The organism is Neobacillus niacini (assembly GCF_000759675.1).
GTDB classification, from domain to species: Bacteria; Bacillota; Bacilli; order Bacillales; family Cytobacillaceae; genus Neobacillus; species Neobacillus niacini_A.
The window spans coordinates 256,293-282,293 of record NZ_BAWM01000004.1 but is presented as its reverse complement, the minus strand read 5'-3'; the positions used below and the strand labels follow the sequence as shown (position 1 = coordinate 282,293).

The following is a 26,001-nucleotide window of genomic DNA, read 5'->3' as shown; positions in this document are numbered from 1 at the left end:
TCTGTTTGTTAGTACAAATCTGGTCTTCTATCTTCAAAAATTGGGATTTGCTTACGGATATCCTTAACGAGATCTAACTCGATTTCTGCAGACAATAATTCCTCATTAGCCCCAGCTTCAGCCAGGACTTCCCCCCATGGGTCAATAATCATGGAGTGGCCGGCAAATTGATTATTTGGATCATGACCTGAGCGGTTGCAAGCAATGACGAAACATTGGTTTTCTATTGCTCTTGCAATAAGCAGCGATCTCCAGTGCGATAAACGGGTAGCTGGCCATTCTGCAACAACGAATAATGCTTCAGCTCCGTTAGCTGTATGTGCACGAATCCATTCTGGAAAACGAATATCATAGCAGATTACCCCGCCAAAAGTTCGATTAACCAATTCAAATAACCCTTTCTCCTCTCCTGCATCGAGATAAAGATGTTCATCCATCAATTTGAAAAGATGCAGTTTACTATATGAATGAACAAGCTGTCCTTCATTATTGATGATAAGGAGGGTATTTTTTACGCCCTTGTCACCACGATTAGCGACTGAACCTCCGACAAAGTGAACATGATATTTTTTAGCTGCGTTTTTAAAAAATTCAATCGTTGTTCCAGCATTTTTGTCAGCGATTGTGTCAAGACGTGTCAAATCATACCCTGTTGTCCATAACTCTGGAAAAACAATAATATCAGGATTTTCCCTCATTGCTTCTTCGATTCGTTTCTCTGCAATTTCATAGTTTTTATTAGGATCCCCAAAGGCAATATCCATTTGCACACAAGTTATTTTAACTTTCACCAAACTTCACCTCATTTGAAATTTCAGAATTTTTTCTTTACAAGCCGTCTTAAAAGTTATATCATTTGTGACTAGAATTTAACAACAAAAATGAAATAATTAAAGCAGGTGAAATGATGAAAGTATTTCCAACATCCCAAATATTAAATAATCTCCCGAAACAGTTTTTTGCTTCTTTAGTAAAAAAAGTAGGGAGATACATTGAAGAAGGCTATGATGTAATTAATTTAGGGCAGGGGAATCCCGATCAGGCAACCCCACAGCATATCGTAAAAAAAATGCAGGAAGCGGCGGCTAATCCTGCGAACCATAAGTATTCCCCTTTTCAGGGACATCGATATTTAAAGCAGGCAGCAGCAGATTTTTATAAAAGAGAATATAATGTAACGATTGATCCTGATAATGAAGTAGCGATATTATTTGGTGGTAAGGCTGGATTAGTAGAAATTCCACAATGCCTATTAAATCCAGGTGATATAATGCTTGTACCAGATCCTGGATATCCAGATTACTTATCTGGAGTAGCGCTGGCAAAGGCGGAAATGGTAACGATGCCGCTCCGAGAAACAAATAATTTTTTGCCAGACTATAATGATTTACCTTCTGAGGCTATTGATAAAGCAAAATTAATGTTCCTTAATTATCCAAACAACCCAACAGGGGCTGTGGCAACAAAGGAATTTTTTGAGAAAACGGTCCAACTTGCCTGCCAAAATGATATTTGTGTTGTTCACGATTTTGCTTATGGTGCAATAGGTTTTGATGAAGAAAAGCCGTTGAGCTTTCTACAGATTGAGGGGGCGAAGGAAGTTGGCATTGAAATATATACCCTTTCAAAAACCTACAATATGGCCGGCTGGCGTGTCGGATTCGCAGTAGGCAATAGAAGTGTTATTTCAGCTATTGAGCTTATACAAGACCATCTATATTGCAGCATATTTGGCGGCATTCAGGAAGCAGCAGCAGAAGCATTAACAGGTCCACAGGACTGTGCTCGAGAATTAAATAACCTTTATGAGCGTAGAAGAAATGTGTTGATAGATGGTCTTCGTTCACTGGGCTGGAATGTGACGGCACCAAAGGGATCGTTTTTTGCTTGGCTAAAGGTACCTGAAGGACTTACTTCTACTGAATTTGCTGATATCCTTCTAGAACAAGCGCATATTGCTGTTGCACCTGGGATTGCATTTGGTGAACTAGGTGAAGGATATGTACGAGTTGGTTTGCTTACAACGGAGGAACGTTTAGGAGAAGCAGTTAGAAGAATTAGTAAGTTAGAAATTTTCGAAAAATGATTGACAAAAAATCTAAATTTTAGGATAATGCAAAATATAGTTTATCAACGTGATAAAAGTAAATAATACGATCGTTTTCTTATCAAGAGCAGGCGGAGGGAAAAGCCCAATGAAGCCCGGCAACCGACTTAACACATTGTTAGGCACGGTGCTAAATCTTGCAGCAAATCGCTGAAAGATGAGAAGATGTTAGTTTGCGATGCTAACCTCTTCTTTTTGAAGAGGTTTTTATGTTTTTCGAGAAAGGGAGATTAAAATTGTCTGAATTAATAGCGACTTACCTAGTCCACGGTGAAAAGAATCTTGAAAAAAAAGCTGAGGAAATTGCTTTAGGTTTGACTGTCGGTTCATGGACGAACTTACCAGAACTCGAACAGAGTCAATTACGTAAGCACAAAGGCAGGGTAGTTTCGACTGAAGGTTTACATGAGGATCAGCCAATCATCCATATTGCCTATCCAACAATCAATTTTTCAAATGACATTCCTGCAATCCTGACGACCGTTTTTGGAAAACTTTCATTAGACGGAAAAATAAAATTACTTGATTTACAGTTTGAGGATGAATTAAAAAATAAATTTCCTGGTCCTAGATTTGGTATTGAAGGATTAAGAGAAAAGCTTGGGGTGTTTAACCGTCCGTTATTAATGAGCATCTTTAAGGGAGTTCTTGGGAAGGATTTAAAATTCCTAACAGAACAGTTAAAGCAACAAGCTCTTGGTGGTGTTGATTTTGTAAAGGATGACGAAATTCTTTTTGATAATGAGCTAACTCCCTTTGAAAAAAGAATTACTCAAGGTAAAAAGATTTTACAAGAAGTATATGAGGAAACAGGACATCGTACTTTGTATGCGGTAAACCTAACAGGCAGAACATCACAGTTGAAGGACAAAGCAAGGAAAGCTAAGGAGCTTGGTGCAGACCTGTTACTTTTTAACGTTTTTGCCTATGGATTGGATGTGCTACAGGAGTTACGTGAGGACGATCAAATTTCCTTACCATTAATGGCTCATCCGGCAGTAAGTGGAGCTTTAACATCATCTTCCCATTATGGTCTCTCTCATTCCTTGTTATTAGGTAAGCTGCTCAGACTTGCTGGAGCAGATTTGTCATTATTCCCATCACCATATGGAACAGTGGCATTGGAGAAATCCTCTGCTATTTCAATCGCAGAGGAATTATTAAAAACAGACACTTTAAAGCGTTCGTTTCCAGTCCCTTCCGCAGGAATACATCCTGGATTGGTGCCATTTTTGATTCGGGATTTCGGGATAGAATCTGTCATTAATGCTGGAGGCGGTGTACATGGTCATCCAAATGGTGCTCGCGGCGGCGGAATTGCATTCAGACAAGCGATTGAAGTTAATCTTGAAGGAAAGACATTAGCAGAGGGTGCAGAAAGGTATCCTGAGCTAAAAACTGCATTGCAGTTATGGGGAAATGCAGAGGTGTCAATATAAATGAACAAGCATGTCATCTACTGTGATTTTGATGGAACGATTACTGAAAGTGATAACATCATCGCAATCATGAAAAAATTTGCACCTCCCAATTGGGAGGAAATTAAAGATCAAATATTATCGCAAAAGATTTCAATTAGTGAGGGTGTAGGGAAATTATTCTCGGCATTACCAAGTAACCAAAAAGATGAAATTACAAAGTTTGCTATAGAAAATGCTAAGATTCGCGAAGGATTTTCTGAATTTGTTGAATTTGCAAGAAAAGAAGATATACCTCTTTATATTGTTAGCGGTGGAATTGATTTCTTTGTGTATCCAATTCTTGAAAAATACGGTCCATTTGAAGGGATTTATTGTAACCACAGTGATTTTTCAGGGGAAAACATAAAAATACTTTGGCCATATACATGTGATTCTTTCTGTCAAAATGAATGTGGATGCTGTAAACCTAGTATTATACGGAAGTTAAACCAGGCTGAAAAAAGCTTTACTATAGTAATCGGTGACTCAGTCACAGATCTTGAGGCAGCTAAACAGGCAGATTTTGTGCTGGCTCGAGATCTCCTAGAGGAAAAATGTTCTGAATGGGGATTAAATTATAAAGGATTTACTACCTTCTATGACTGTATAGAAGAAATTAAAAATCGGATTGAGGTGTAGAGGACATCATGTTAAAGGAAAAATGGCTGGAGTTAGCAGACATAAAAGATGAATTGGCTGAGCGGGATTGGTTTATGGGCACAAGCGGAAACCTTGCTATTAAGGTAAGTGATGATCCTCTGCAATTTCTGGTGACTGCAAGTGGGAAGGATAAACGGAAACGAACTGAAGAGGACTTTTTGCTAGTAGACGAATTTGGTCATGCAGTTGAAGAAACCCACTTGAAACCTTCAGCAGAAACGCTGCTTCATGTCGAAATATATCGAAAAACCAATGCGGGATGCAGTCTCCATGTTCACACAATTAATAATAACGTGATTTCAGAGGTATATGGGAACCAAGGTGAGGTAACATTTAAGGGGCAAGAGCTGATTAAGGCTTTTAATAAGTGGGAAGAGGACGCAGTGTTGACGATTCCAATCATCAAAAACTATGCCCATATTCCAACTCTTTCTCAGGCATTTTCAGAGCATATCAAAGAAGATTCTGGCGCTGTATTAATTCGTAATCACGGAATAACTGTTTGGGGCAGAAATGCTTTCGAGGCAAAAAAAATCCTTGAAGCCTCTGAGTTTTTATTCCAATACCAATTACGCCTATTAGAACACAAGCAATTACAATTAACTAAAGTAGTTTAAATTTTTTAGGAGAGGAAGATTTATTATGGCATATATTACATTTCAAAGTAGAGAAGAACAAATTCTTAATCAAGAAGAAGTAGCAAGCTTTCTAGCATCTGAAGAGGTTATTTATGAAAATTGGGACATAACAAAACTTCCTGAATCACTAGTTGAAAAGTATCTTTTAAGTGATGAAGAGAAAAATGAGATTCTAAATGTGTTTGCAGCCGAGATTTCAGATATTTCTGCACGCCGTGGATACAAAACTCAGGATGTAATTTCATTATCAGATCATACTCCAAATCTGGATGTCTTGCTTACAAACTTTAAAAACGAACATCATCATACTGATGACGAAGTTAGATTTATCGTTAGCGGACACGGTGTCTTTGTTATTCAAGGAAAGGATGGCGAATTTTTCGAGGTTCACCTGAATCCTGGTGATTTAATTTCTGTACCTGAAAACACTAGACACTATTTTACATTAGAAGAAGATCGTAAAGTAGTCGCTGTTCGTATTTTCGTAACTACAGAGGGCTGGGTACCAATTTACGAGAAGGAAGAAGTTAATCAATAATGGTTGAAAACTGGCAGATTTTTGCCAGTTTTATTGATTTTTCATAAAAAATAGATGTGTCGATGAAGAAAACAATGTCGTAATTGCTAGAATTGACTGGAGAAACATGTCGAAAAATGTAGTAAAATGCTTGTTTTGTCTACTTTTGCGAAAGTATTTACTTTTGACTTAAACCTTGTCATAATTCATCAAGTAAACAAAGTATTTAGCGGTTTGAAGTTAAAGAGTAAGGAGTAGGTGGAGAAAGTGTACATGGATAGTTATAACTCTTCTGAGATGCTTAACGCAATAAAAGTTAAACGAGCAATGATGATAAATTGTGCAAATACAAAAGGGTTCACAAGTGAAGAAACGATAAAATACAGCCAAGAGCTAGATGTTTTAATAAATGAGTATCAAAAAGCATCTCAGCAATTTTCGCGGCCAACCGAAGAAGTGAAATTTGCATTTAATCAAATGGTTATGATTTGGCCGAAAGTTTTTGTATAAGATTTACATGAGTGTTTAAAAAATATCAATTAAAAAAACCATTACTAAGAGACCGGTTATAAATGCAGGTTGAAACCCGTTCATTGCCATCTCCATGGCTTTCTGGAATTAGCTCTTTATAGATAATAAACAACATTGCACCAGCTGCAAAAGAAAGACCATATGGGACAAGCCCTTGAACAAATGATGTTAAATAAAACCCAATAAATGATGTGACAATTTCAATTGCACCCGTTAGAGTTGCCAGTAAAAAGGCCTTGAATTTGCTTGTTTTTTGATTGATTAAAAAAAGGGCAACAAGAAGGCCTGCTGGAGCATTTTGAAACCCAATCGCCAATGCGATTAAATTCCCTGTATCCTCTGTTTGCGAAGCATAGCTCACACCGACCGACAAACCTTCTGGAATATTATGGAGTGTAATGGCTGCGATGATTAACAATGCTTCTTCATCAAATTGAATTCCATACTGATTATGTTCAAGGTCAATATGTGGTATTTTTTTTCGAGAGTTGTTAATGCTAAAACCCCTAAGAATACTCCGATTGAAAGTGAAACAAAACCACCCAGTTTTAAAGCTTCCGGTATAAGCCCGATTGTCGAGGCAGCCATCATGATCCCAGCACTAAAAGCTAATAGTATGTCATCCACCGGCGGGTAAGTGATTGATTAATAACAAGAACGATTAGAACACCTGCACCAGTTGATAAAGCAGAAAGAATGCTTCCTACAAAAACTTCCATCATGCCAGCCTCAAACCTTTCATCTATTAAGAATAGTGCTAAATAAATTATCTACATATTTAGACAGAAACTGTGATTTTTATCATTGTTTATATCTGAATATTTCTTATAGTTATATTAGTGCTATTTTAATATAAATTCACTCACATCAAGAACTCCAACAAGATCTTATACTTCTAGATTTACCTCATTCTTAAATTTATCACTTCTAAAAAAAGAAATCTATCAATGTTTGGTACTATGCTTGTGTTGCGATTCATATATCGTAATATGGCATTTTTTATAACCAAGGAAGGCAAACGCTTTCAAAACTAACATAGCTAATATGGGGGAGGGAAAGTACTACATGCACATTGTCGTATGTGTAAAACAAGTACCAGATACAAAAATCATAAAAATCAATCCCAAAACAAACACACTCGACCGACGAAGCGCACCAGCCATTTTAAATCCTTATGATGCTCACGCTGTACAAGAAGCTGTAGGCATTCGTGAAAAGACTGGCGGTACGATTTCGGTTTTGTCGATGGGACCACCGCAAGCTACAGCTGTCATTAAAAAAAGTATTGAGATTGGTGCAGATCGGGGATATTTGATTTCTGACCGTGCCTTTGCAGGTGCAGATACACTTGCGACGAGCTATGCCTTATCCAAAGCATTAGAAAAAATTAATAAGGAACTTCCAGTTGATATGATCATTTGCGGCAAGCATGCCATTGATGGCGACACTGGTCAGGTAGGTCCCGGTATTGCAAGAAGGATGGATATACCGCCTGTTACGAATGTTATAGAAGTATCCGAGGTTAACTTAGCAGAAAAAACGGTTTTAATAAAAAGAAAATTATCTAATGGATATGAATTAATTCAAGCTGAATTACCATGTTTGTTAACCGTTGAAAAGGAAATAAATCAAATTGAGTACTCACCAATGCCGAATATGATTAAAGCTGCAAAATATGAACCTGTAATTTGGGCTGTAAGTGATTTTGAAAATGTTGACCGTTCTCAGCTTGGTCTAAAAGGATCACCAACAATAGTTGGAAAAATGTTTACGCCTCCACGACCTGAAGGCGGAAAGAAAATCGAGGGTTCTGCGGACGAGCAAGTGAATCAACTCATGGAAATCTTGATGGAGAAAAAAGAAGTATTAACGTTACAGTCATCTAAACAATAAAGATTACTCTTGTTGATGTGAGGAGGGGTTTACATGAATTTTGATGAATACCGTGGTGTCTGGATATTCATTGAGCAAAATGACGGAAAAATCGAAGGAGTTTCTTTAGAACTCTTAGGTGCTGGACGAAAGCTTGCTGACAAGTTACAAGTTCCGCTAGCAGGTTTTTTACTAGGAAGTGGTGTTAAACCATTAGCAAAGAAAGTGATTGCTTTCGGTGCTGATGAAGTTTATATGGTAGACCATCCAGTGTTAAAGCAATATCGGACAGAATCATATATGCAGGGTGTAATGCTATTAGTGGAGAAATACAAACCTGAAATTATACTTTACGGAGCAACACCAAATGGCAAAGATTTAGCAAGCGCTGTTGCAACCGATTTAGTCACCGGTTTGACGGCGGACACAACTATGCTAGACGTCGATATAGATAGCCGCTTGCTTGAAGCGAGCCGTCCAGCATTTGGTGGTAATATCATGGCAACGATTCTTTGTAAAAAGCACCGGCCTCAAATGGCAACTGTTAGACCAAAAGTAATGAAGGCACTTGAGCCAGATCCAAGTAAGATTGGTAAGATAATTGAAGAAAGCATAGATCTTAAGGAAGAAAATATGCGCACAAAAGTGCTTCAAATTGTGAATGATGTAACAAAAAAGGCGAATTTGGCTGACGCTCATGTGATTGTATGCGGCGGGAAAGGGATGGGGGATGTGCAAAACTTCCAAATCCTATATGAGCTAGCAGACACCATTGGTGCCACCGTTGGAGGTACACGTGATGTGGTAGAAGCTGGCTGGCTTCCCCACGAGCTTCAAATTGGTCAAACAGGGGAAACAGTAACACCAAAAATTTATTTCGCAATTGCATTGTCTGGAGCCATTCAGCATGTTGTTGGAATGAAAAATTCAGATTTGATCATCGCCATTAATAAAGATCCCAATGCACCAATTTTTGATGTTGCAACATATGGAATTGTAGGAGATGCAATGGAAATTTTACCTAAATTAATTGAGCAATTTAAGCAGCTGAGAAATGAAAAAGGCGGTGAAATGAGCTATGCCGGAAAAATTTGATGTCATCGTCGTTGGGGCTGGTCCTGCAGGGACTTCATGTGCACTTGTATGTGCCCAAAACGGCTTAAACGTCTTGCTTATTGAAAGAGGAGAATATCCTGGAAGTAAAAACGTAATGGGCGGCGTGTTATATCGGAAGCAAATGGAAGAGTTAATTCCTGAATTCTGGAAAGAAGCACCGCTTGAAAGACCAGTTATTGAACAACGTTTTTGGATGATGGATACGGAGTCAGTCGTTCAATTTGGCTACAAAGGTCTTGAATGGGGTGTTGAACCATATAATAACTTTACAGTACTAAGAGCTCAATTTGACCAATGGTTTGCCAAAAAAGCAGTTGATGCGGGTGCCCTGCTTATTAATGAAACGGTAGTAACAGAATGTATTGTTGAAAACGGAAAGGTTATTGGGATACGGACTGACCGACCAAATGGCGAAGTATATGCAGATGTTGTTGTACTGGCAGATGGAGTAAACTCCCTTCTATCCAAACAGTTGGGATTCCATAAGGAATTCCGTCCAGATGAAGTTGCTTTAACGGTAATGGAAGTTATCAACCTGCCAAAGGAAAAAATTAATGATCGATTTAATCTTGAAGATAATCAAGGTTGTACGATTGAAATTTTTGGTGATTCAACAAAAGGAAACCTAGGAACAGCTTTTTTATACACAAATAAGGATAGTTTGAATATTGGGGTAGGTACAACACTATCAAGTATGATTAAGTCCAAAATGAAGCCGTATGACCTCCTAGACTATTTAAAAACACACCCAATGGTTAAACCGATGCTTGCTGGCGGGGAATCCGCAGAGTATCTAGCGCACCTTATCCCAGAGGGAGGATACCGTTCCGTACCAAAAGTAGCAGGTAATGGTGTAGTGGTTGTTGGAGACGCTGCACAGCTTGTTAATGCTATTCATCGTGAAGGTTCGAACATGGCAATGCACTCAGGCTTACTGGCTGCTGAAACTGTTATTGAGGCGAAGCACCGTGGAGACTATTCGGAATCTAGTTTAAATCTTTATCGTCAGAAACTTTATGATAGCTTCATAATCAAAGATTTAGAGAAATATAAAGATGCTACACACACATTTGAAAATCACCCGCAATATTTTAAAGAATATGTACCAATGATGAACAAAGCAATGAGCAAGTTCTTCACAGTAGATGGAACACCAAAACGGGAAAAACAAAAAGAAATTATGAAGAGTGTAACAGCTGAAAGAGGAACGATTAAAGTAATACAAGATATTTATCGTGCTTGGAAGGCGGTGAAATAATGTCAACTAATAATATCGAAGAAAAACAGTATCTTCTTCGTTTTAAAGCTGATACAAAGTCACATTTAACCGTAATGGACGATGATATTTGTGCCACAAAATGCCCTGATAAAATTTGTACCATTTTCTGTCCAGCTGAAGTGTACAAATGGGAAGGATTACGGATGCAGGTTGGTTATGAGGGCTGTCACGAATGCGGCAGCTGCAGGATTGGCTGCCCGTACCAAAATATAAAATGGGAATATCCTAAAGGCGGACATGGAATTGTCTTTAGATTAGCATAAAGAAGTTGTGGTCACTTTAATAGCAAAATGTGATCACATGTGACCACAAAAAATCCTCTTTTTGTTTGTATAAGATACAAGAACTCGTCAATTTTTGGCGAGTTCTTGTATTATATTACTCTGAATTTAATAGCCATTATTTTTAGAGTCGGAACCTAAAACTTTCCCCAAAAATTCAACTAGAGATTTATAATGACGTAACAATTCTTCATCCATTTTTATATCCTCCCATGTAATAAAATTTTTTATTTAAATAACAATTTTTGTGAGCTCAAAATGTTAACGAATTTGTCAAAATTGAACATTTAAAACAATTGAAAGCGGTTACTATGTATGATAAATTGTTATCAGGATAATAATTTATCAATTTGATAAAAAATTATTATCTATATATCAACTTAAATTTTGCTTTACATCAATATTAAAGATCCATAAAGGAGGAGAAGAACCTTACTTAAGTGAATTGGATGAAAATACTTTAGCAGTGTTTATTTCTATTACTGCGAGTCATAAGGGGTTTCAGGAATTGATCCCAGTACAATAGGATTCTAGTAATTAATAAATCTAACATATACCTTTAGGGAGGAAATTGATTATGGCTATTAAATATGTTGCAGAACCATTTAGAATTAAATCAGTTGAACCGATTAAAATTTTAACTAGAGAAGAAAGAGAACAAAAAATTGAGGAAGCGAAATACAATTTATTTGGTTTAAGAGGAGAAGACGTATATATCGATCTTCTAACTGATAGCGGAACTGGTGCAATGAGTGTTGAACAATGGGCTGGAGTTATGAGAGGAGATGAAGCATATGCAGGCGCTTCAAGTTTCTTTAAACTTCGTAATGCTGGTATAGATATCTTTGGCTATGAATACATACAGCCTGTTCATCAAGGTCGTGCTGCTGAGAAAGTATTATTTCCGACATTTTTAAGTGATGGAAAATATGCAATCTCCAATATGTTCTTTGATACTACTCGTGCACATGTTGAACTTGCTGGTGCAAGAGCAATTGACTGTGTAGTAGAGGAAGCAAAAGATCCATCTATTCGTTGTCCTTTTAAAGGAAATATGGATGTTGAAAAAATGAAGAGAATTATCAATGAGTACGGTCCAGAAAATATAGGGCTTGTTGTTATGACAATTACAAACAATTCAGCCGGTGGGCAACCAGTTTCAATGCAAAATATGAGGGAAGTTTTTGAAGTATGTAAAAAGTACAATATTCCTCTAGATATTGATGCCGCACGCTATGCCGAGAACGCTTACTTTATTAAACAAAGAGAAGAAGAATGCAAAAACATGTCAATCAAAGAAATAATTGCAAAGATGTTTAGTTATGGTGATATGTTCACTATGTCTGCTAAGAAAGATACGATTGTAAACATGGGTGGCTTAATAGGGGTTAAAGATGGCAATTCTCCATTAATCTTAAAAATAAAAGCTAATTGTATTTCATATGAAGGTTTCTATACTTATGGCGGGTTAGCAGGACGTGATTTAGAAGCACTTGCTATTGGTTTATATGAAGGTATAGATGAATCTTATTTAGCCTATCGAATTGGTCAAAGTGAGTACATTGCAGCTCGTTTAGATGAAGCAGGAATTCAGTATCAAGCACCAGTAGGTGGGCATGGAGTGTTTGTTGATGCAGCAGCTTTGTTCCCACATATTCCATATAATGAATATCCAGGACAAGTTTTAGCAATTGAACTGTACAAAGAAGCAGGAATTCGTACGTGTGATATTGGTTCTTATATGCTCGGGAATGACCCAGACACACAAGAACAATTGAAAGCTGACTTTGAATTTACACGTCTGGCTATTCCAAGAAGAGTTTATACACAGGCCCATTTAGATGTCGTGGTAGATGCATTGATTGCTATTAAAGATAGAGCACATGAAATTAAACGCGGTTATAAAATCACTTGGGAGCCGCCAATTCTTCGCCACTTCCAAGCAAGCTTAGAGCCGATTGTAGAAGTTGGTGCCGAAAATACTGAAAAAGATATAGAGCTTGTTTCTATTTAATTGAATGAATCTTGTATTCAAGCTTCAGAAAAAAATTTGTTTTTGTTGAAATTGTCAGTCCAGTTTGTAAGTTGTTTAAAGGACAAGACAGTGGGTTTCTAAATTGAAAGTTCACTGTTTTGTTCCTAATTCAAAATGGCTGCTATCACAAACCACTTATTATAGGAGGAAAAATATATGAAAAAACTTGAAACTATTAAAGCACCAGGGGCAATTGGACCATATTCACAAGGTTTTGAAGTAAATGGATTTGTATATACATCTGGACAAATACCAATTAATCCTGAAAATGGACAAATTCCAGAAGGTATTAGTGCGCAGGCAGAACAGTCTTGTAGTAATGTTGGTGCCATCTTAGAAGCAGCTGGACTTAATTTTGAAAGCGTTTATAAAACTACTTGCTTTTTAACGGATATGAATGATTTTGCTGCATTTAACGAGGTTTATGCAAAGTACTTTGTATCAAAACCTGCACGCAGCTGTGTGGCTGTGAAACAACTTCCACAGGGAGTTTTGTGCGAAATTGAGGCAATAGCTGTTAAATAATAATGTAAATTTTTTTAATATTTTGTCTCCTGTTGAAAGAGGTCGAAATGAAATGGCAGCCAACATTCCCCACAGTCATTCATCTTTACAAGGATGTCTATTTTTAGGAAACTCTTTCAGTTTGTCCTATCTTGTTCTCATTAATATTCCAGATCAAATTTGCTTTGAAAAATATATATAATAATATGCAATTCTAATTGGAGAGTGAGAAGTATGCAAGAAAACCAAGAATTGAAAAGAGGTCTTAAAAATAGGCATATCCAAATGATAGCTCTAGGAGGAGCGATCGGGACAGGATTATTTTATGGATCCGCAGCAACAATAGGGCTTGTGGGACCAGGAGTAATGATATCCTATGCACTTGGTGGATTTTTTATATTCCTCGTGATGCGCTGTATGGGTGAAATGACTGTACATACACCTGTTTCTGGTGCGTTTAGTACATTTGCATACAAATACTGGGGAGAAATGGCCGGTTTTATTTCTGGTTGGAACTATTGGTTCTGTTATGTGGCAGTCTCGATGGCTGAAATAACAGCAGTTGGAATTTATGTGAATTATTGGTTCCCTGATATTCCGCAATGGGTATCTGGATTCGTGATGTTCTTGATTATTACTGGCATTAACTTAATTGGAGTAAAAGCATTTGGAGAAATTGAATTTTGGGGAGCTATTATTAAAGTTTTAGCAGTTATTTGTATGATCCTCTTCGGTCTAGCTATCATTTTCTTTGGTTTCGGGAATGGTGGAGAAGCTATTGGGTTTGAAAATTTATGGAAACATGGTGGATTTTTACCAAAAGGATTTTCTGGGTTAATACTATCCTTGGTAGTCGTAACCTTTGCGTTTGGCGGCGTTGAACTAATTGGTATTACTGCTGGTGAAGCAGAAAATCCAGATAAAACGATTCCTAAAGCTATTAACCAGGTTCTTTATCGAATTCTCATTTTCTATGTAGGATCAATGCTTGTTTTAGTAACTTTATTCCCTTGGGATAAAGTAGGGTTATCTGGAAGCCCATTCGTTCTCATTTTTGATCAGTTAGGTATTCCGGCTGCTGCAACCATTCTCAATCTAATTGTACTAACGGCAACATTTTCTGCTTATAACAGCTGCTTATATAGTAATGCTCGTATGCTATTTGGTCTTGCAGAGCAAGGAAATGCACCTAAGTTCCTAAGAAAAATTGGTAAAACAGGTGTTCCAACCTATTGCGTATTATTTTCATCTGGTATCGTAGGTGTTTCTGTTATTTTAAACGCATTCCTACCGGGACAAGTATTTGGTATTGTAATGTCTATTGCGATTCTAGCTATTATCATCAACTGGGTTATGATTCTAATAACTCATAACAAATTTAGAAGAATTATTGGCCCTCTGGAAGTTGCAAAATTAAAGTTTAAAATGCCTTTTTATCCAATATCTAATTATGTAACAATGGGCTACCTAGTAATGCTTGTCATCTTGATGGCATTTCTGCCAGATTTTCGATTATCACTTTACCTTGCGCCGGTTTGGTTAGGAATATTATTCTTAGCCTATAAAATGAAGAAACGCGGCAAAGCAAAGGACACTACCCAATATCTCAAGGAGGCTAACTAATAATAATGAGAAAGACTTTGACACTCGCAGGTTCAGACACCAGTGGTGGTGCGGGGATACATGCAGACTTGAAAACATTCCAGGAACTTGGGACATATGGAATGACAGCACATACCTCAATTGTAACGATGGATCCAAGTGCTAGCTGGAAACATAATGTTTTTCCAATTGCAACAGATGTTGTCGATAGTCAGCTTCAATGTGCCTTTTCTGTTGGATTGGATGCAATGAAAGCAGGTATGCTAGGTTCAGTTGAAATTGTAGAACTTGGTGCAAAATATATTGATCAATACAAATTAGAAAATGTTGTGATAGACCCTGTTATGGTATGCAAGGGTGAAGATGAAGTACTTCTTCCGGAAACGGTAGCTTCTTGTCGCGAGCTTCTTTTGCCAAGAGCCATGGTTGTAACACCAAATCTTTTCGAAGCTGGACAACTATCACGAATGGGTCCGATTAAATCGGTTGATGATATGAAAAGAGTTGCAGAAAAAATTTATGATTTAGGTGCAAAACATATCGTTATTAAGGGTGGAAGATCACTGCAACACGAAAAAGCGGTCGACTTATTCTATGATGGGAACGAATTTATTCAATTAGAAACAGGAAAAATAGATACCACTTATAATCATGGTGCTGGTTGTACTTTCGCTGCAGCTATTACTGCAAACTTAGCAAATGGAAAATCCGTTCTTGACGCAGTAGTACATGCAAAGGAATTTGTTGCAGCCGCAATTAATCATGGATGGAAATTAAATGAATTTGTAGGTCCAGTCATGCATGGAGCATATCATCAATTCCATATAAGTCGTCCGGTTGTGAATCTCGTAACAGGATAAGAACTTGAATGACAGGGTACCAATATCCTAAAGGCGGACATGTAGTTGTCTTTTCGTCTAACGTAAAAAAGAGGAAGCAATCATGGTGCTTCCTCTTTTTTGATGGCTTTTTCCTATATGTAGGTTTTTTCACAAGTGAGGGTAAAAAGAAGGTGAAGCAGAAAGGAATATTTTTTGCGGACTAACTAATTTTTTCTTGTAGGTTTAAGGTGGAGAGTTGATCTAGTTTACTTGACGTAACCACTGAGCAGGCTAGCCCATGCGCACTATCCATAGATTCCATTATTGGAGAACAATAAAATGGTTTCTTCCAATTAAAATCACCATCAACATTTGACGGATAGATACTCACTTTCCAATGAAAGTATATCTTTGGCTGAGGGAGCTGCTCTCCTTCAATAGCAATGAGCCAATGGGTGAAAGGTGAATCAAAGTTATAAGACTCGAATTCCTTTAGTACCAGCAGATCATTGAAACCAATTGGTATTAATGCCTTTTGATAAAAGTCATGATAATTAGGTGTTTTCATGATTTTAGCCCTCCCTATTATGTTCTAACTATATTATATGATAGTTTTTTAGTTTTTTTGAGTATAAATGTTAAAATTTTTTGAAATCTTAAAACGTTTTCATTTTGAAGCTTTTATTTCTTTATATGTGATTGGTGTCACAACAAAAAAGGTAGGAAACTTTTATACTAAATACAAGTTAATTAAGATGAGGTGTATGCAGATGAGTGGCTGTATGAGCAGTTTTGGAGGTATGTCTCCAGTAGAATTAAGTAAAGGACTTAATCAACTAAAGTCCGAGCATCCTTCGTTATTAGCACAATTAGAGGGATTATTCACATTAACACAGCGAATAGAAGCAGATGAAATTGAAAAAAACTTTGAAGAGTTGATTAGTAAGGTTAATGAATTTAAGGAAGCACTTGACCCCCATTCTGAACGTGAAGAGGGAGTTCTATTTCCAATGATGGGTGTATATATTGGCACAACGTCTGGACCAATTGCTGTTATGGAATATGAACATGATCAAGCTAAGGCAAAAATTCACGAATTTCTAGAAAAAGCTGACAGCACCCAAATAGTGGAGGAAAAGAAAAACTCAGCTGAATTAGTAAAGGATGCTTACTACATTTTAACAGAGCACTTTGCTAAAGAAGAAAATGTCCTCTTCCCTATGGCAGAGCGTATGCTTTCAGATGATGAAAAAGAAGAACTATACCAAAAAATTCAGGAAATAAAATAAGGATGGGTTCATGCCCATCCTTTTTCTAATCTTCTTGATTCCATTTTTGAACCATTTGATCACTTGGAAGGAGGAAGGCCAATAATCCAAGCAATGGCAGAAATCCAATCGAAGAAACCATGGCTGACATACTAAATAAATCAGCTATGTAGCCAAGTCCTACTGAACCGATAGCCCCCATACCAAAGGCGAGTCCCACGGTTAACCCCGACATTGTCCCGATTTTTCCAGGTACAAGCTCTTGTGCAAAAACCACAGTAACGGAAAAATTGGTCATTAAAATAAATCCTGTAAGAGTTAGAAAGATAAACGCAATAAAAGATGGTACAAATGGAATGAGTATGGAAAATGGTATAGTCAGTAACATCGAAATAGATATTAATTTTTTCTTCCCGAACCGGTCAGCCAGCGGTCCGCCAAAAAAAGTACCAAATGCACCAGCAATTAAAAAGGCAAATAGGTAAAGCTGTGATTCCTTAATCGTCAGGGAGTATTCTTCAATTGCAAAGAAAGCGTAAAAATTAGTCATCCCCGAAATATACCACGACCGTGCAAAAATTAGCAGAAGAATTAAAAACAGTGACTGTTTTACCTTCTTTGAAAGACCAGTGTTTTTTGCTGACATAGTATTTTTCTTTTTTATTAATGGCAGGTCTTGGACTAATCTTTGCTTATACCAATTGGCAATGTAAATTAATAACAAAACAGCCAATAATGCAACAATCGAAAACCACGAAGCACCTTTTTGTCCAAGAGGTACCAGGATAAGTGCTGTAATCAGTGGAGCCAAAGCCTGGCCAGTGTTACCACCTACTTGATAAATAGATTGTGCTAACCCTCTTCTACTGCCTGCTGCCATATAGGCTACTCTAGAGCCTTCAGGATGAAACACCGCGGAGCCAAGCCCGATGAAAATGACTGATAGAACGATTAAGCCAAATGAAGGGGCAAATGCTAATCCCATAACACCACCCATTGTTAAGGTTAGTCCTATAGGTAAAGCGAAAGGCATAGGCTTTTTATCTGTTACTATTCCCACTACTGGTTGAAGAACAGAGGATACTATATTTAGGGAAAAGGCAATTATTCCTAATTGTGTGAATGATAAACCCATTGATTTTTCAAGGATTGGAAACATTGCCGGAATCACTGATTGAATGGCATCATTAAGTAAATGGCAAAGCCCAATAATAAATAGAATATTAAACATCGTCGCATCAGATGTTTTTGGAGTCTTTGCAGACATTACGGCTGGTTGACTCATAATATACACCTCACTTATGAAAGTATTAATCTTATAATAAACCTATCTTACATAATTTGAGATCAAATGAGAAATGGAATGTTTCAAATTTCGAAATAATTAAATATAATTAAGTGGAATATGATTTATGAATGAAATGGGGAATTATATGGAGAACGCAGTTGAAATATTATTTACCGAAAAAATATTGAAGTTTTTTTTAGAAAGCTTCCGTTTGGAATCGGAGATTAAGAAGCTTGGAGATTTTGAGAATTATGTTTTTGAGGTTTATCGTGAAGAACAACCCTATATTTTAAGAATTACGCATAGTTCACATCGAAGTGCAGATGAAATACTTGCAGAACTTGATTGGATGAATTATTTATATGACCAAAATGTAAATTGCCCAACAGCATTCAAATCAACAAAGAATCAATTAATTGAAGTTCTTCCAGCAGGTGATGGTTCATTATTTTATGCATGTCTATTTTCAAAAGTAAATGGGTATCCTGTAAAAATTAATTCAACAGAATTCAATGACCAATTATTTACTGCATGGGGGAAAGCGATTGGTCAGATGCACTCTGTCACGAAGAATTACCAACCAAGCGAACGATTAAAGCTTCGTCCTTCTTGGGAGGAAGAGGAATTACTTAATATTGAAGCCTATGTTCCAAATGAAATGGAAATTATTAATAATACTAAACTGTTAATTAGTGAATTGAAATCGCTGCCAAGAAGCAAAGAAAATTTTGGACTTATCCACAGTGATATCCATTCAGGCAACTTTTTTTATGATGGTGAATCAGTCCATGTGTTTGATTTTGATGATTGTAGTTATCATTGGTATGCTTCTGATATCGCGATTCCCCTTTATTATTCCATTTTCTATGGCTACCAAAGTGCCAGTGTTGGAGAGAGGGAGCAGTTTGCAATAAAATTCCTTACACAGTTTATTGAGGGGTATGAAAAATACAATGAATTACCAGAAGGCTGGAAGGAACAACTGCCCCTATTCTTTAAGCTCAGAGATATTACGCTTTATGCGGTATTACATAAGAAAATCTTACCAGAAGGCAGAGATGAGAATCTAAATCAAATGCTAGAAGCGTTGAAATGGAGAATAATAAATAAAGAACCGATTGTGAGATTAGGATGACAGTCTTCGAGAGGTAAATTGACACATAATCAAAAGTTTTTTATAATAATCTTGAAGTCGAGATAAATAGAAAAGCGGAAGCGCCTTGCTTAGGGGCGACAGGCATAAGACGAGCCGGCGAGAAGGTTGTTCTTTAACCTTCTTGACGGATTGGCTTATGACCCCGAGCCCCTAGGCGCTGCAGCTAGACAAAAAGAAAAGCGGAAGCGCCTTGCTCAGGGGCTTATGCCCCCGAGCCCCTAGGCGCTGGAGCTGGACATTAATAAAAAGGATGAGTCTTTATGGAAAATGATTCTGTATCTAAATCGTTGAAGCTCTATATTGTTCTATCGAGAGCATATAAAGCGATTAATGAACATGTTAATAAAGTTATTCAAGCAAATGGATTAAACCCAACGGAATTTGCCGTATTAGAACTTCTATATCACAAAGGTGATCAGCCTATGCAGCAAATTGGCGGAAAAATATTACTTGCCAGCGGCAGTATCACATATGTTGTGGATAAGCTCGAGCAAAAAGGAATGCTGATAAGAATCGCCTGCCCAAATGATAGACGCGTTACCTATGCTCAAATTACAGATAAAGGGAAAGAGTTTATTCGAGAGATATTTCCTGAACACGCACAACAGATTCATACACTCATGTCTAGTTTGACAGATCCTGAAAAACAAGAAGCGATTGAGTTGTTGAAAAAACTTGGATTGCCAGCAGGAAAATTTTAATACGGCACTTGCCGTATTTTTTTTTACATAAAGGAATATTAATGGATAGTGTCGAAAGATAAAGTTGGAAAAGTTTGATATAAAGGGGATGTTTCTATGAGATTTGAAGAGTATACATATACCCGCCCAAACCTTGACGAAGTAAAAGCAGGATTTGAGGCAGCCATTGAAAAGTGTAAGAATGCTTCTTCTATAGAAGAGCAAGGTTTGGCTATGAACGAAGTAAATGAACTAAGAAATGATATTGGGACGATGTTTAATCTTTGCTATATTCGTCATTCTGTTGACACCAATGACGAGTTCTATAAAGCAGAGCAGGATTATATGGATGAAGTTCAGCCCGAAATTGAAGGGCTGGTTACGAAATATTATCAGGCCCTAGTTACTTCAAAATATCGTACTGAACTTGAAGAAAAATGGGGTAAGCAATTATTTGCCTTAGCGGAGGGACAATTAAAAACCTTCAAACCCGAAATTGTGCCTTTACTTCAAAAAGAAAATCGACTTTCAACAGAGTATACGAAACTAATAGCTTCTGCAAAAATAAATTTTGAAGGGGAAGAGCGGACTCTTGCTCAATTAGAGCCTTTCACTGAATCAACCGATAGAGAAATGAGAAAGCGTGCAACTGAAGCAAAATTTGGTTTTTTAGCTGAGCATGAACCAGAGTTTGATCGAATTTATGATGACCTTGTCAAAGTAAGAACAGAAATAGCCCAATCTTTGGGGTATAAGAACTTTGTTGAATTAGGTTACTACCGGATGATGAGAACGGATTACAATTCAGAAATGGTCGCAAATTTCCGTCAACAGGTGAAGGACTTTATTGTTCCAATTGCGACAAAATTAAAAGCAAGGCAGCAGAACAGAATAGGTGTTGAACAGTTAAAATACTTCGATGAGGGCTTTAACTACAAAACAGGAAATGCTGCACCAAAGGGAAGTCCTGAATGGATTATTGAAAATGGACAAAAGATGTACCAAGAATTATCAACGGAAACAGGCGAGTTTTTCCGATTCATGCAGGATAATAACTTAATGGACCTGGTAGCGAAAAAAGGAAAAGCAGGCGGCGGTTATTGTACTTATATTGAAAACTATAAAGCACCGTTTATCTTTTCAAATTTTAATGGAACCTCTGGGGATATTGATGTACTGACACATGAAGCAGGACATGCATTCCAGGTTTATTCCAGCAGAAATTTTGAAATCCCTGAATATAATTGGCCTACGTACGAAGCTTGTGAAATTCATTCGATGAGTATGGAATTTTTCACTTGGCCATGGATGGACTTATTCTTTAAGGAAGATACTGATAAGTATAAATTCTCACACTTAAGCTCTGCTTTATTATTTCTGCCATATGGTGTTTCCGTGGATGAATTCCAACACTGGGTTTACGAAAATTGGGAAGCAACACCTCAAGAACGTAAGCAGCAGTGGCGTGAAATTGAGAGAAAGTATTTGCCGCATAAAGATTATGACGGGAATACTTATTTAGAGAATGGCGGTTTCTGGCAACGTCAAGGACATATTTTTAACTCACCATTCTATTATATTGATTACACTTTAGCTCAAATCTGTGCCTTTCAATTCTGGAAGCGTTCAAGAGAAAATCAAAAAGATGCTTGGGCTGATTATGTAAAACTTTGCAAACTTGGTGGAAGTATGTCATTTACTAAGCTGGTTAAAGAATCTAAACTAATTTCACCTTTTGAGGATGGCTGTGTGGAATCAGTAGTTGGCGAAATAGAAGCTTGGTTAAATTCTGTTGAAGACCAACAGTTATAATATCTAAACGAAAAGCGAAGCCGCAAGGCTTCGCTTTTCCAATTAATGAACCGTTAACCTTTCTGCTGCTGTTACCTTCAAATGGTCATCTTCTATAATAGCAGATAATTTATATGCCTCTGGCTGCTCTAGAATAAAGTCTGCAATCTTATCTTCTATATGCTCTTGAATAACCCTTCGAAGTGGACGTGCACCAAATGCAGGATGATAGCCCAGCTCTGCTAGTTTTTCTTTTGCCTCTAGTGTAATAGTAAACTCAATATCTTGCTCTTTTAAGGTTCCTTGTAGTTCAGCTACCATTAACTCAACAATTTGCATGATATGTTCTTTATCAAGTGAGTGAAATTCAATAATACTATCAAAACGGTTCAAAAACTCTGGCTTGAAGAAGCTCCCCAGGGAATTTAAAATAGAAGCTTCTTCTATCGCTTCATTTGTACCAAAACCTACATGAATCGTTTTGTGTCCAACACCAGCATTGCTTGTCATAATGATAACTGAATCCTTGAAGCTAACAGTTCTTCCTTGACTATCAGTTAGTCGTCCATCTTCAAGAATCTGCAAAAACATATGCTGCACATCGGGATGAGCTTTCTCAATCTCATCCAATAAAATAATGCTGTATGGATTCCTGCGTACTTTTTCAGTTAGTTGTCCAGCTTCATCATGACCTACATATCCAGGAGGAGAACCAATTAATTTCGAAATACTGTGTTTTTCCATATATTCACTCATATCGAGACGAATCATCGATTCAGTTGAACCAAACAATTCGTCTGCAAGTGTTTTAGTAAGTTCGGTTTTACCAACTCCTGTCGGTCCGACAAAAAGGAAAGTGCCAATTGGACGATTCTTTGATTTTAAGCCGGCACGGCTTCGTCGGATGGCCTTTGCAACCTTTTCGACAGCTTTCTTCTGACCAATGACTTTTGTATTTAAGTTTTCTTCAAGGTGCTTCAGTTTTTGCTGCTCATCCTCTTGTAATTTACCAACAGGAATACCGGTCTTTTGTTCAATAATTTCTTGAATATGTGATAGCTCTACAACCGGTCTACTGATTTTTGAAGTTTCATTTAATGATATTTCAAGCAAAGCTTCTTCATCACGAAGTGATGCAGCTAATTCATAATTTTCATTTTTAAGAGCTGAATCCTTTTGAACAGCCAATTCTTTTAATCGGTTCTCAATCTGGTCCTTGCTATGTCCATCTGAAGTAAGATTTAATTTAGATCCTGCTTCATCAAGTAAATCAATAGCCTTATCCGGTAAGAAACGATCCTGGATATAACGGTGTGACAACTGAACACATGCTTTAATAGCCGCGTCAGAATAAATTACTTCATGATAGTCCTCATACTTATTCTTAATTCCTTTTAAGATTTTAATTGCCGCGTCAGGGGTAGGTTCTGCTACCTGAACGGGCTGGAATCGACGTTCTAGTGCCGAGTCTTTTTCTATTTGCCGGTATTCTTTTAAAGTGGTCGCTCCAACAAGTTGAAGTTCTCCACGTGCAAGGGCTGGTTTTAAAATGTTTCCTGCATCCATTGAGCCTTCAGCAGAACCCGCTCCTACCAGGAGATGGATTTCATCAATGAAAAGAATAATATTTTTCCGCTCTTGTAATTCTGCAATCAATTGCTTCAATCTTTCTTCGAATTGACCGCGAATACCAGTGTTGGCAACTAATGATGCAACATCAAGCAAATACACTTCTTTATTACTTAATTTAACTGGCACTTGTCCAGCAGCAATTTTCATTGCTAGTCCTTCGGCAATAGCTGTTTTCCCAACACCAGGTTCACCAATTAACACAGGATTATTTTTATTACGACGATTCAATATTTCAATAATCCTTTTAACTTCTTCATCACGACCAATAACAGGGTCAATCAGACCAGCTTTGGCCATATGTGTTAAATTACGACCCAATTGATCTATAAAACCTTCCTTTTGTCGAGAAGGTGACTGGGAATTCACATGCTTATTTTCACTGCCTTTCATGTTGAAAAATAAATCATCAAGTGAAAAACCAGGAAAGGCATTCATTTTAGGTCCAAAACCAGTATTAATGGTATTTTTATTTTTTGAATAACATTCATGACACAGCTTCATATCACTGTGTTGTCCGTTAATGTTTAAATTTAGTTGGACATTGGCTTGGTTTACTTTACACAATTGACAAAGCATAAAATAAAACCTCCTTAAAAAACTTAGTATTTTTTGACTTTGACTATATTTGACCTTACGCATTTAGTATACTTTGACCTTTTTTGACTTTCAAGTAGTGTGCTTGTGGTAATTTCTTGTAAAAACAAAATTAACCTTCATTAAAAAAAGCTCGTCTTTGTTTGTCCACTTGCTCATATATTTAATTTGAGGGGGAGATGAGGTGAAAAAGAATTGGTCAGCAGCTTTCCAAATCGCCGCAGTCTACGTTGGTACAGTTGTCGGTGCGGGATTTGCTACAGGAAGAGAAATCGTTGAGTTTTTCTCGCGGTTTGGCTTCATCGGTTTTTTAGCTATTTTATTGAGCGGCTACCTCCTTATCGTATTAGGATCAAAGTTAATGAGAATTGCTGCTCAAATTAACGCGGTTTCGTATCAAGAGTTTAATGTACACTTGTTTGGGAAATGGGCAGGCAGGGGTATTAATATAATCATGCTTTTTATGCTTCTTGGAGTAAGTGCCGTAATGCTTGCAGGAGCAGGAGCAGTGTTTGAGGAACAAATAGGACTTTCAAAGAATTTAGGTGTTTTTATTACAATCTTTTTGTCCTTTTTAGTTATGCTTATTGGTACAAAGGGATTATTTGCCGTTAATTCGTTTGTTGTTCCGATTATGGTTTGCTTTAGTCTTATGTTAATGTCACTTTCTATTAAACAGCCTGATTTTGTGAGTCACTTATTATTTGTACCACATACAGAGGATAGCTGGAAAAGTATCCTAGCACCCTTTTCTTATACAGCATTAAACCTAGCATTAGCACAAGCTGTGCTCGTTCCAATTGCAAATGAAATAAAAGATGATTGGACCATTAAGTGGGGAGGTATTTTAGGGGGGGCAGCATTAACTGTCATTCTAATATCTAGCCACTTTACCTTGATTATGCTGCCAAATGTTGAGCTTTATGAGATCCCGATGGCTATTATTATGAAGCAAATAGCCCCTTTTTTTTATTGGATATTTGTCCTTGTTATTTACGGTGAAATATTCACTTCCGTCATTGGAAACGTTTTTGGTCTAGACCGTCAGTTAAAGCAATTTGTTACGGTTCCTACTTTCATTACGATTTCAGCTATTTTCATCGTTTCTTATATCATAAGTCTTATTGACTATAGCAAGCTTTTGTCTAATCTTTATCCTCTGTTTGGTTATATTAGCCTTATCTTTTTTATCCTGCTATGGAGGAAGCCTCTAAATAATAAAGTGAATAAATCATAAAAATAGGAAAAGCATTGTCCACAACATAGACAGGTGCTTTTCCTATTTTAAAGGTAAAATAATAAAAATCATGATGTCAAAAATAATATGTGAAACAATTACTAATGGCATGCTTTTTTTCCACAGATATAGTGCACCCCAGATTAGACCAGAAAGGAATGCTGCAAGCATTAAGATTAGTGTTCCTGAATAAATATGAACAGAAGCATAAAGCAGTGCACCAATAAAAATACTCCTGAAAGGACCGAAATAGCGGAGCAGTCTTTTTTGAATAAATCCACGCCAAAAGAGTTCTTCTCCAGGCGCTGCAACTAAAATTAGAGCAAGGTATTGCCAAAATAATGCAGGGGCAAACCAGCGATAGAGTTTTTTAATACTATTTTCAAAAGGCAGATTTAGTAAGTCAAAGGCTTGAACCCCAAGCCAAAAGAGTAAATAGAGGATTAATCCAGATAAAGTACCTATGGAGATATATTTGAAAAATGATGCTTCATCTTCCACATCTTCTTGAAACATCGCATAAGTGATTAAAATAAGAAGTGAACCAGTGAATATATACCAGAATATTGCTCGGTCGTAAAAGGTGAAATACATAAGTGCATGAGAGATTATTAACCCACTGATTAGCCGAAGATCAAAAAAGCGATTCTTCATGTATCTATTACCTCCTTTCTAACAATAGAATTTATTTTAACAAAAAATATTTATGAAAGGAAATTATTACATCACACTTTTGTACGAATCCAATAATAAGAATGAAGAAATTGCAAAAAATATGAGGGTGAAAGGAAAGGAGGATAAACAATGAGTAAATCCCAAAGCCAACAAGAGCGAGAATGGACTGTTCGTAAACAAGACCAAAACCCTCATGGAAAAGTAAAATCATTAAAACAGATTTCAAAAGAAACTGAAAAATAAAAAGAAAAGGCAGC

Annotated in this window: 25 protein-coding genes, 1 pseudogene and 1 riboswitch; of the genes and pseudogenes, 20 read left to right on the top strand and 6 right to left on the bottom strand. The window is 37.0% G+C overall.

Features of this window, described 5'->3' with window-relative positions:
• Positions 1–8 precede the first annotated feature (8 nt).
• Positions 9–791, bottom strand: coding sequence for a carbon-nitrogen family hydrolase (locus TR08_RS02475; RefSeq protein ID WP_045515494.1), 783 nt, complete (start codon positions 789–791; stop codon positions 9–11).
• A 116-nt stretch (positions 792–907) separates the two neighbouring features.
• Between TR08_RS02475 and TR08_RS02470 the strand changes: the two genes are divergently transcribed.
• The 6 genes from TR08_RS02470 to TR08_RS02445 all read left to right on the top strand — a co-directional run bounded on the left by TR08_RS02470 (position 908) and on the right by TR08_RS02445 (position 5,892).
• Positions 908–2,086 carry a pyridoxal phosphate-dependent aminotransferase gene (locus tag TR08_RS02470; RefSeq protein ID WP_045515493.1) on the top strand — a complete coding sequence of 393 codons (1,179 nt, stop codon included), beginning with the start codon at positions 908–910 and terminating at the stop codon, positions 2,084–2,086.
• A gap of 76 nt (positions 2,087–2,162) precedes the next feature.
• A riboswitch (SAM riboswitch) is annotated at positions 2,163–2,271 on the top strand.
• Between the two features lie 72 nt (positions 2,272–2,343).
• Complete coding sequence (mtnW, locus tag TR08_RS02465; protein ID WP_045515534.1) at positions 2,344–3,546, top strand: 2,3-diketo-5-methylthiopentyl-1-phosphate enolase; 1,203 nt, start codon at positions 2,344–2,346, stop codon at positions 3,544–3,546.
• Complete coding sequence (locus TR08_RS02460; RefSeq protein WP_045515492.1) at positions 3,547–4,206, top strand: 2-hydroxy-3-keto-5-methylthiopentenyl-1-phosphate phosphatase; 660 nt, start codon at positions 3,547–3,549, stop codon at positions 4,204–4,206. It begins immediately after the preceding gene.
• An 8-nt stretch (positions 4,207–4,214) separates the two neighbouring features.
• Positions 4,215–4,844 carry a methylthioribulose 1-phosphate dehydratase gene (locus TR08_RS02455; RefSeq protein WP_045515491.1) on the top strand — a complete coding sequence of 210 codons (630 nt, stop codon included), beginning with the start codon at positions 4,215–4,217 and terminating at the stop codon, positions 4,842–4,844.
• Positions 4,845–4,869: 25 nt separating this feature from the next.
• Positions 4,870–5,403, top strand: coding sequence for a 1,2-dihydroxy-3-keto-5-methylthiopentene dioxygenase (locus TR08_RS02450; RefSeq protein ID WP_045515490.1), 534 nt, complete (start codon positions 4,870–4,872; stop codon positions 5,401–5,403).
• A gap of 252 nt (positions 5,404–5,655) precedes the next feature.
• Positions 5,656–5,892, top strand: a complete 237-nt coding sequence (locus tag TR08_RS02445; protein ID WP_045515489.1) for an aspartyl-phosphate phosphatase Spo0E family protein — start codon at positions 5,656–5,658, stop codon at positions 5,890–5,892.
• 15 nt (positions 5,893–5,907) lie between these two features.
• On the opposite strand, the pseudogene TR08_RS02440 reads toward TR08_RS02445, so the two are convergent.
• Positions 5,908–6,635, bottom strand: a pseudogene (locus TR08_RS02440) (ZIP family metal transporter).
• Positions 6,636–6,978: 343 nt separating this feature from the next.
• Here TR08_RS02440 and TR08_RS02435 point away from each other — a divergent pair.
• The 8 genes from TR08_RS02435 to pdxK all read left to right on the top strand — a co-directional run bounded on the left by TR08_RS02435 (position 6,979) and on the right by pdxK (position 15,462).
• On the top strand, positions 6,979–7,806 hold the full coding sequence (locus TR08_RS02435) for an electron transfer flavoprotein subunit beta/FixA family protein (RefSeq protein WP_045515488.1): 828 nt from the start codon (positions 6,979–6,981) through the stop codon (positions 7,804–7,806).
• A 33-nt stretch (positions 7,807–7,839) separates the two neighbouring features.
• Positions 7,840–8,880 carry an electron transfer flavoprotein subunit alpha/FixB family protein gene (locus tag TR08_RS02430; protein ID WP_045515487.1) on the top strand — a complete coding sequence of 347 codons (1,041 nt, stop codon included), beginning with the start codon at positions 7,840–7,842 and terminating at the stop codon, positions 8,878–8,880.
• Positions 8,864–10,159, top strand: a complete 1,296-nt coding sequence (locus tag TR08_RS02425) for an FAD-dependent oxidoreductase (RefSeq protein WP_045515486.1) — start codon at positions 8,864–8,866, stop codon at positions 10,157–10,159. Before TR08_RS02430 ends, TR08_RS02425 begins: the two co-directional genes overlap by 17 nt.
• Positions 10,159–10,443 carry a ferredoxin family protein gene (locus TR08_RS02420; RefSeq protein WP_045515485.1) on the top strand — a complete coding sequence of 95 codons (285 nt, stop codon included), beginning with the start codon at positions 10,159–10,161 and terminating at the stop codon, positions 10,441–10,443. The genes TR08_RS02425 and TR08_RS02420 overlap by 1 nt, the downstream gene beginning before the upstream one ends.
• Positions 10,444–11,038: 595 nt before the next feature.
• Positions 11,039–12,475 carry a tryptophanase gene (locus TR08_RS02415; RefSeq protein ID WP_045515484.1) on the top strand — a complete coding sequence of 479 codons (1,437 nt, stop codon included), beginning with the start codon at positions 11,039–11,041 and terminating at the stop codon, positions 12,473–12,475.
• A gap of 177 nt (positions 12,476–12,652) precedes the next feature.
• Positions 12,653–13,021 carry a RidA family protein gene (locus TR08_RS02410; RefSeq protein ID WP_045515483.1) on the top strand — a complete coding sequence of 123 codons (369 nt, stop codon included), beginning with the start codon at positions 12,653–12,655 and terminating at the stop codon, positions 13,019–13,021.
• 213 nt (positions 13,022–13,234) lie between these two features.
• Positions 13,235–14,623 (top strand): amino acid permease, encoded by a 1,389-nt coding sequence (locus TR08_RS02405; protein ID WP_081954320.1) that lies wholly within the window; start codon positions 13,235–13,237, stop codon positions 14,621–14,623.
• Between the two features lie 5 nt (positions 14,624–14,628).
• Positions 14,629–15,462 carry a pyridoxine/pyridoxal/pyridoxamine kinase gene (gene pdxK, locus TR08_RS02400; protein WP_370576253.1) on the top strand — a complete coding sequence of 278 codons (834 nt, stop codon included), beginning with the start codon at positions 14,629–14,631 and terminating at the stop codon, positions 15,460–15,462.
• A gap of 181 nt (positions 15,463–15,643) precedes the next feature.
• Here the strand turns inward: pdxK and TR08_RS02395 are convergent, their stop codons facing one another.
• Entirely contained in the window at positions 15,644–15,991 is a 348-nt protein-coding gene (locus TR08_RS02395) for a hypothetical protein (RefSeq protein WP_052427321.1), read from the bottom strand.
• A gap of 202 nt (positions 15,992–16,193) precedes the next feature.
• Between TR08_RS02395 and TR08_RS02390 the strand changes: the two genes are divergently transcribed.
• Complete coding sequence (locus tag TR08_RS02390; RefSeq protein WP_238579056.1) at positions 16,194–16,712, top strand: hemerythrin domain-containing protein; 519 nt, start codon at positions 16,194–16,196, stop codon at positions 16,710–16,712.
• A gap of 25 nt (positions 16,713–16,737) precedes the next feature.
• Here the strand turns inward: TR08_RS02390 and TR08_RS02385 are convergent, their stop codons facing one another.
• Entirely contained in the window at positions 16,738–17,976 is a 1,239-nt protein-coding gene (locus TR08_RS02385; RefSeq protein ID WP_045515480.1) for an MFS transporter, read from the bottom strand.
• Positions 17,977–18,124: 148 nt separating this feature from the next.
• On the opposite strand from TR08_RS02385, the gene TR08_RS02380 reads away from it, so the two are divergent.
• From TR08_RS02380 to TR08_RS02370, 3 genes are all read left to right on the top strand, one after another.
• Complete coding sequence (locus TR08_RS02380) at positions 18,125–19,114, top strand: phosphotransferase enzyme family protein (protein WP_045515530.1); 990 nt, start codon at positions 18,125–18,127, stop codon at positions 19,112–19,114.
• A 281-nt stretch (positions 19,115–19,395) separates the two neighbouring features.
• On the top strand, positions 19,396–19,836 hold the full coding sequence (locus TR08_RS02375; RefSeq protein WP_045515479.1) for a MarR family winged helix-turn-helix transcriptional regulator: 441 nt from the start codon (positions 19,396–19,398) through the stop codon (positions 19,834–19,836).
• A gap of 96 nt (positions 19,837–19,932) precedes the next feature.
• Positions 19,933–21,627 carry a M3 family oligoendopeptidase gene (locus tag TR08_RS02370; RefSeq protein ID WP_045515478.1) on the top strand — a complete coding sequence of 565 codons (1,695 nt, stop codon included), beginning with the start codon at positions 19,933–19,935 and terminating at the stop codon, positions 21,625–21,627.
• Between the two features lie 42 nt (positions 21,628–21,669).
• Here the strand turns inward: TR08_RS02370 and TR08_RS02365 are convergent, their stop codons facing one another.
• On the bottom strand, positions 21,670–23,814 hold the full coding sequence (locus TR08_RS02365; RefSeq protein WP_045515477.1) for an ATP-dependent Clp protease ATP-binding subunit: 2,145 nt from the start codon (positions 23,812–23,814) through the stop codon (positions 21,670–21,672).
• A 202-nt stretch (positions 23,815–24,016) separates the two neighbouring features.
• On the opposite strand from TR08_RS02365, the gene TR08_RS02360 reads away from it, so the two are divergent.
• On the top strand, positions 24,017–25,069 hold the full coding sequence (locus tag TR08_RS02360) for a YkvI family membrane protein (RefSeq protein ID WP_045515476.1): 1,053 nt from the start codon (positions 24,017–24,019) through the stop codon (positions 25,067–25,069).
• 42 nt (positions 25,070–25,111) lie between these two features.
• Here TR08_RS02360 and TR08_RS02355 read toward each other — a convergent pair whose 3' ends face one another.
• On the bottom strand, positions 25,112–25,723 hold the full coding sequence (locus TR08_RS02355; RefSeq protein ID WP_045515475.1) for a CPBP family intramembrane glutamic endopeptidase: 612 nt from the start codon (positions 25,721–25,723) through the stop codon (positions 25,112–25,114).
• Positions 25,724–25,873: 150 nt separating this feature from the next.
• On the opposite strand from TR08_RS02355, the gene TR08_RS33015 reads away from it, so the two are divergent.
• Complete coding sequence (locus TR08_RS33015; protein WP_238579055.1) at positions 25,874–25,987, top strand: DUF6254 family protein; 114 nt, start codon at positions 25,874–25,876, stop codon at positions 25,985–25,987.
• The last annotated feature ends 14 nt before the right edge of the window (positions 25,988–26,001 follow it).

Coding starts and splice junctions, on each gene's coding strand:
- TR08_RS02470 (WP_045515493.1), top strand. CDS start 908: ATGAAAGTATTTCCAACATCCCAAATATTAAATAATCTCCCGAAACAG.
- TR08_RS02460 (WP_045515492.1), top strand. CDS start 3,547: ATGAACAAGCATGTCATCTACTGTGATTTTGATGGAACGATTACTGAA.
- TR08_RS02455 (WP_045515491.1), top strand. CDS start 4,215: ATGTTAAAGGAAAAATGGCTGGAGTTAGCAGACATAAAAGATGAATTG.
- TR08_RS02450 (WP_045515490.1), top strand. CDS start 4,870: ATGGCATATATTACATTTCAAAGTAGAGAAGAACAAATTCTTAATCAA.
- TR08_RS02445 (WP_045515489.1), top strand. CDS start 5,656: ATGGATAGTTATAACTCTTCTGAGATGCTTAACGCAATAAAAGTTAAA.
- TR08_RS02435 (WP_045515488.1), top strand. CDS start 6,979: ATGCACATTGTCGTATGTGTAAAACAAGTACCAGATACAAAAATCATA.
- TR08_RS02430 (WP_045515487.1), top strand. CDS start 7,840: ATGAATTTTGATGAATACCGTGGTGTCTGGATATTCATTGAGCAAAAT.
- TR08_RS02425 (WP_045515486.1), top strand. CDS start 8,864: ATGCCGGAAAAATTTGATGTCATCGTCGTTGGGGCTGGTCCTGCAGGG.
- TR08_RS02420 (WP_045515485.1), top strand. CDS start 10,159: ATGTCAACTAATAATATCGAAGAAAAACAGTATCTTCTTCGTTTTAAA.
- TR08_RS02415 (WP_045515484.1), top strand. CDS start 11,039: ATGGCTATTAAATATGTTGCAGAACCATTTAGAATTAAATCAGTTGAA.
- TR08_RS02410 (WP_045515483.1), top strand. CDS start 12,653: ATGAAAAAACTTGAAACTATTAAAGCACCAGGGGCAATTGGACCATAT.
- TR08_RS02405 (WP_081954320.1), top strand. CDS start 13,235: ATGCAAGAAAACCAAGAATTGAAAAGAGGTCTTAAAAATAGGCATATC.
- pdxK (WP_370576253.1), top strand. CDS start 14,629: ATGAGAAAGACTTTGACACTCGCAGGTTCAGACACCAGTGGTGGTGCG.
- TR08_RS02395 (WP_052427321.1), bottom strand. CDS start 15,991: ATGAAAACACCTAATTATCATGACTTTTATCAAAAGGCATTAATACCA.
- TR08_RS02390 (WP_238579056.1), top strand. CDS start 16,194: ATGAGTGGCTGTATGAGCAGTTTTGGAGGTATGTCTCCAGTAGAATTA.
- TR08_RS02385 (WP_045515480.1), bottom strand. CDS start 17,976: ATGAGTCAACCAGCCGTAATGTCTGCAAAGACTCCAAAAACATCTGAT.
- TR08_RS02380 (WP_045515530.1), top strand. CDS start 18,125: ATGGAGAACGCAGTTGAAATATTATTTACCGAAAAAATATTGAAGTTT.
- TR08_RS02375 (WP_045515479.1), top strand. CDS start 19,396: ATGGAAAATGATTCTGTATCTAAATCGTTGAAGCTCTATATTGTTCTA.
- TR08_RS02370 (WP_045515478.1), top strand. CDS start 19,933: ATGAGATTTGAAGAGTATACATATACCCGCCCAAACCTTGACGAAGTA.
- TR08_RS02365 (WP_045515477.1), bottom strand. CDS start 23,814: ATGCTTTGTCAATTGTGTAAAGTAAACCAAGCCAATGTCCAACTAAAT.
- TR08_RS02355 (WP_045515475.1), bottom strand. CDS start 25,723: ATGAAGAATCGCTTTTTTGATCTTCGGCTAATCAGTGGGTTAATAATC.
- TR08_RS33015 (WP_238579055.1), top strand. CDS start 25,874: ATGAGTAAATCCCAAAGCCAACAAGAGCGAGAATGGACTGTTCGTAAA.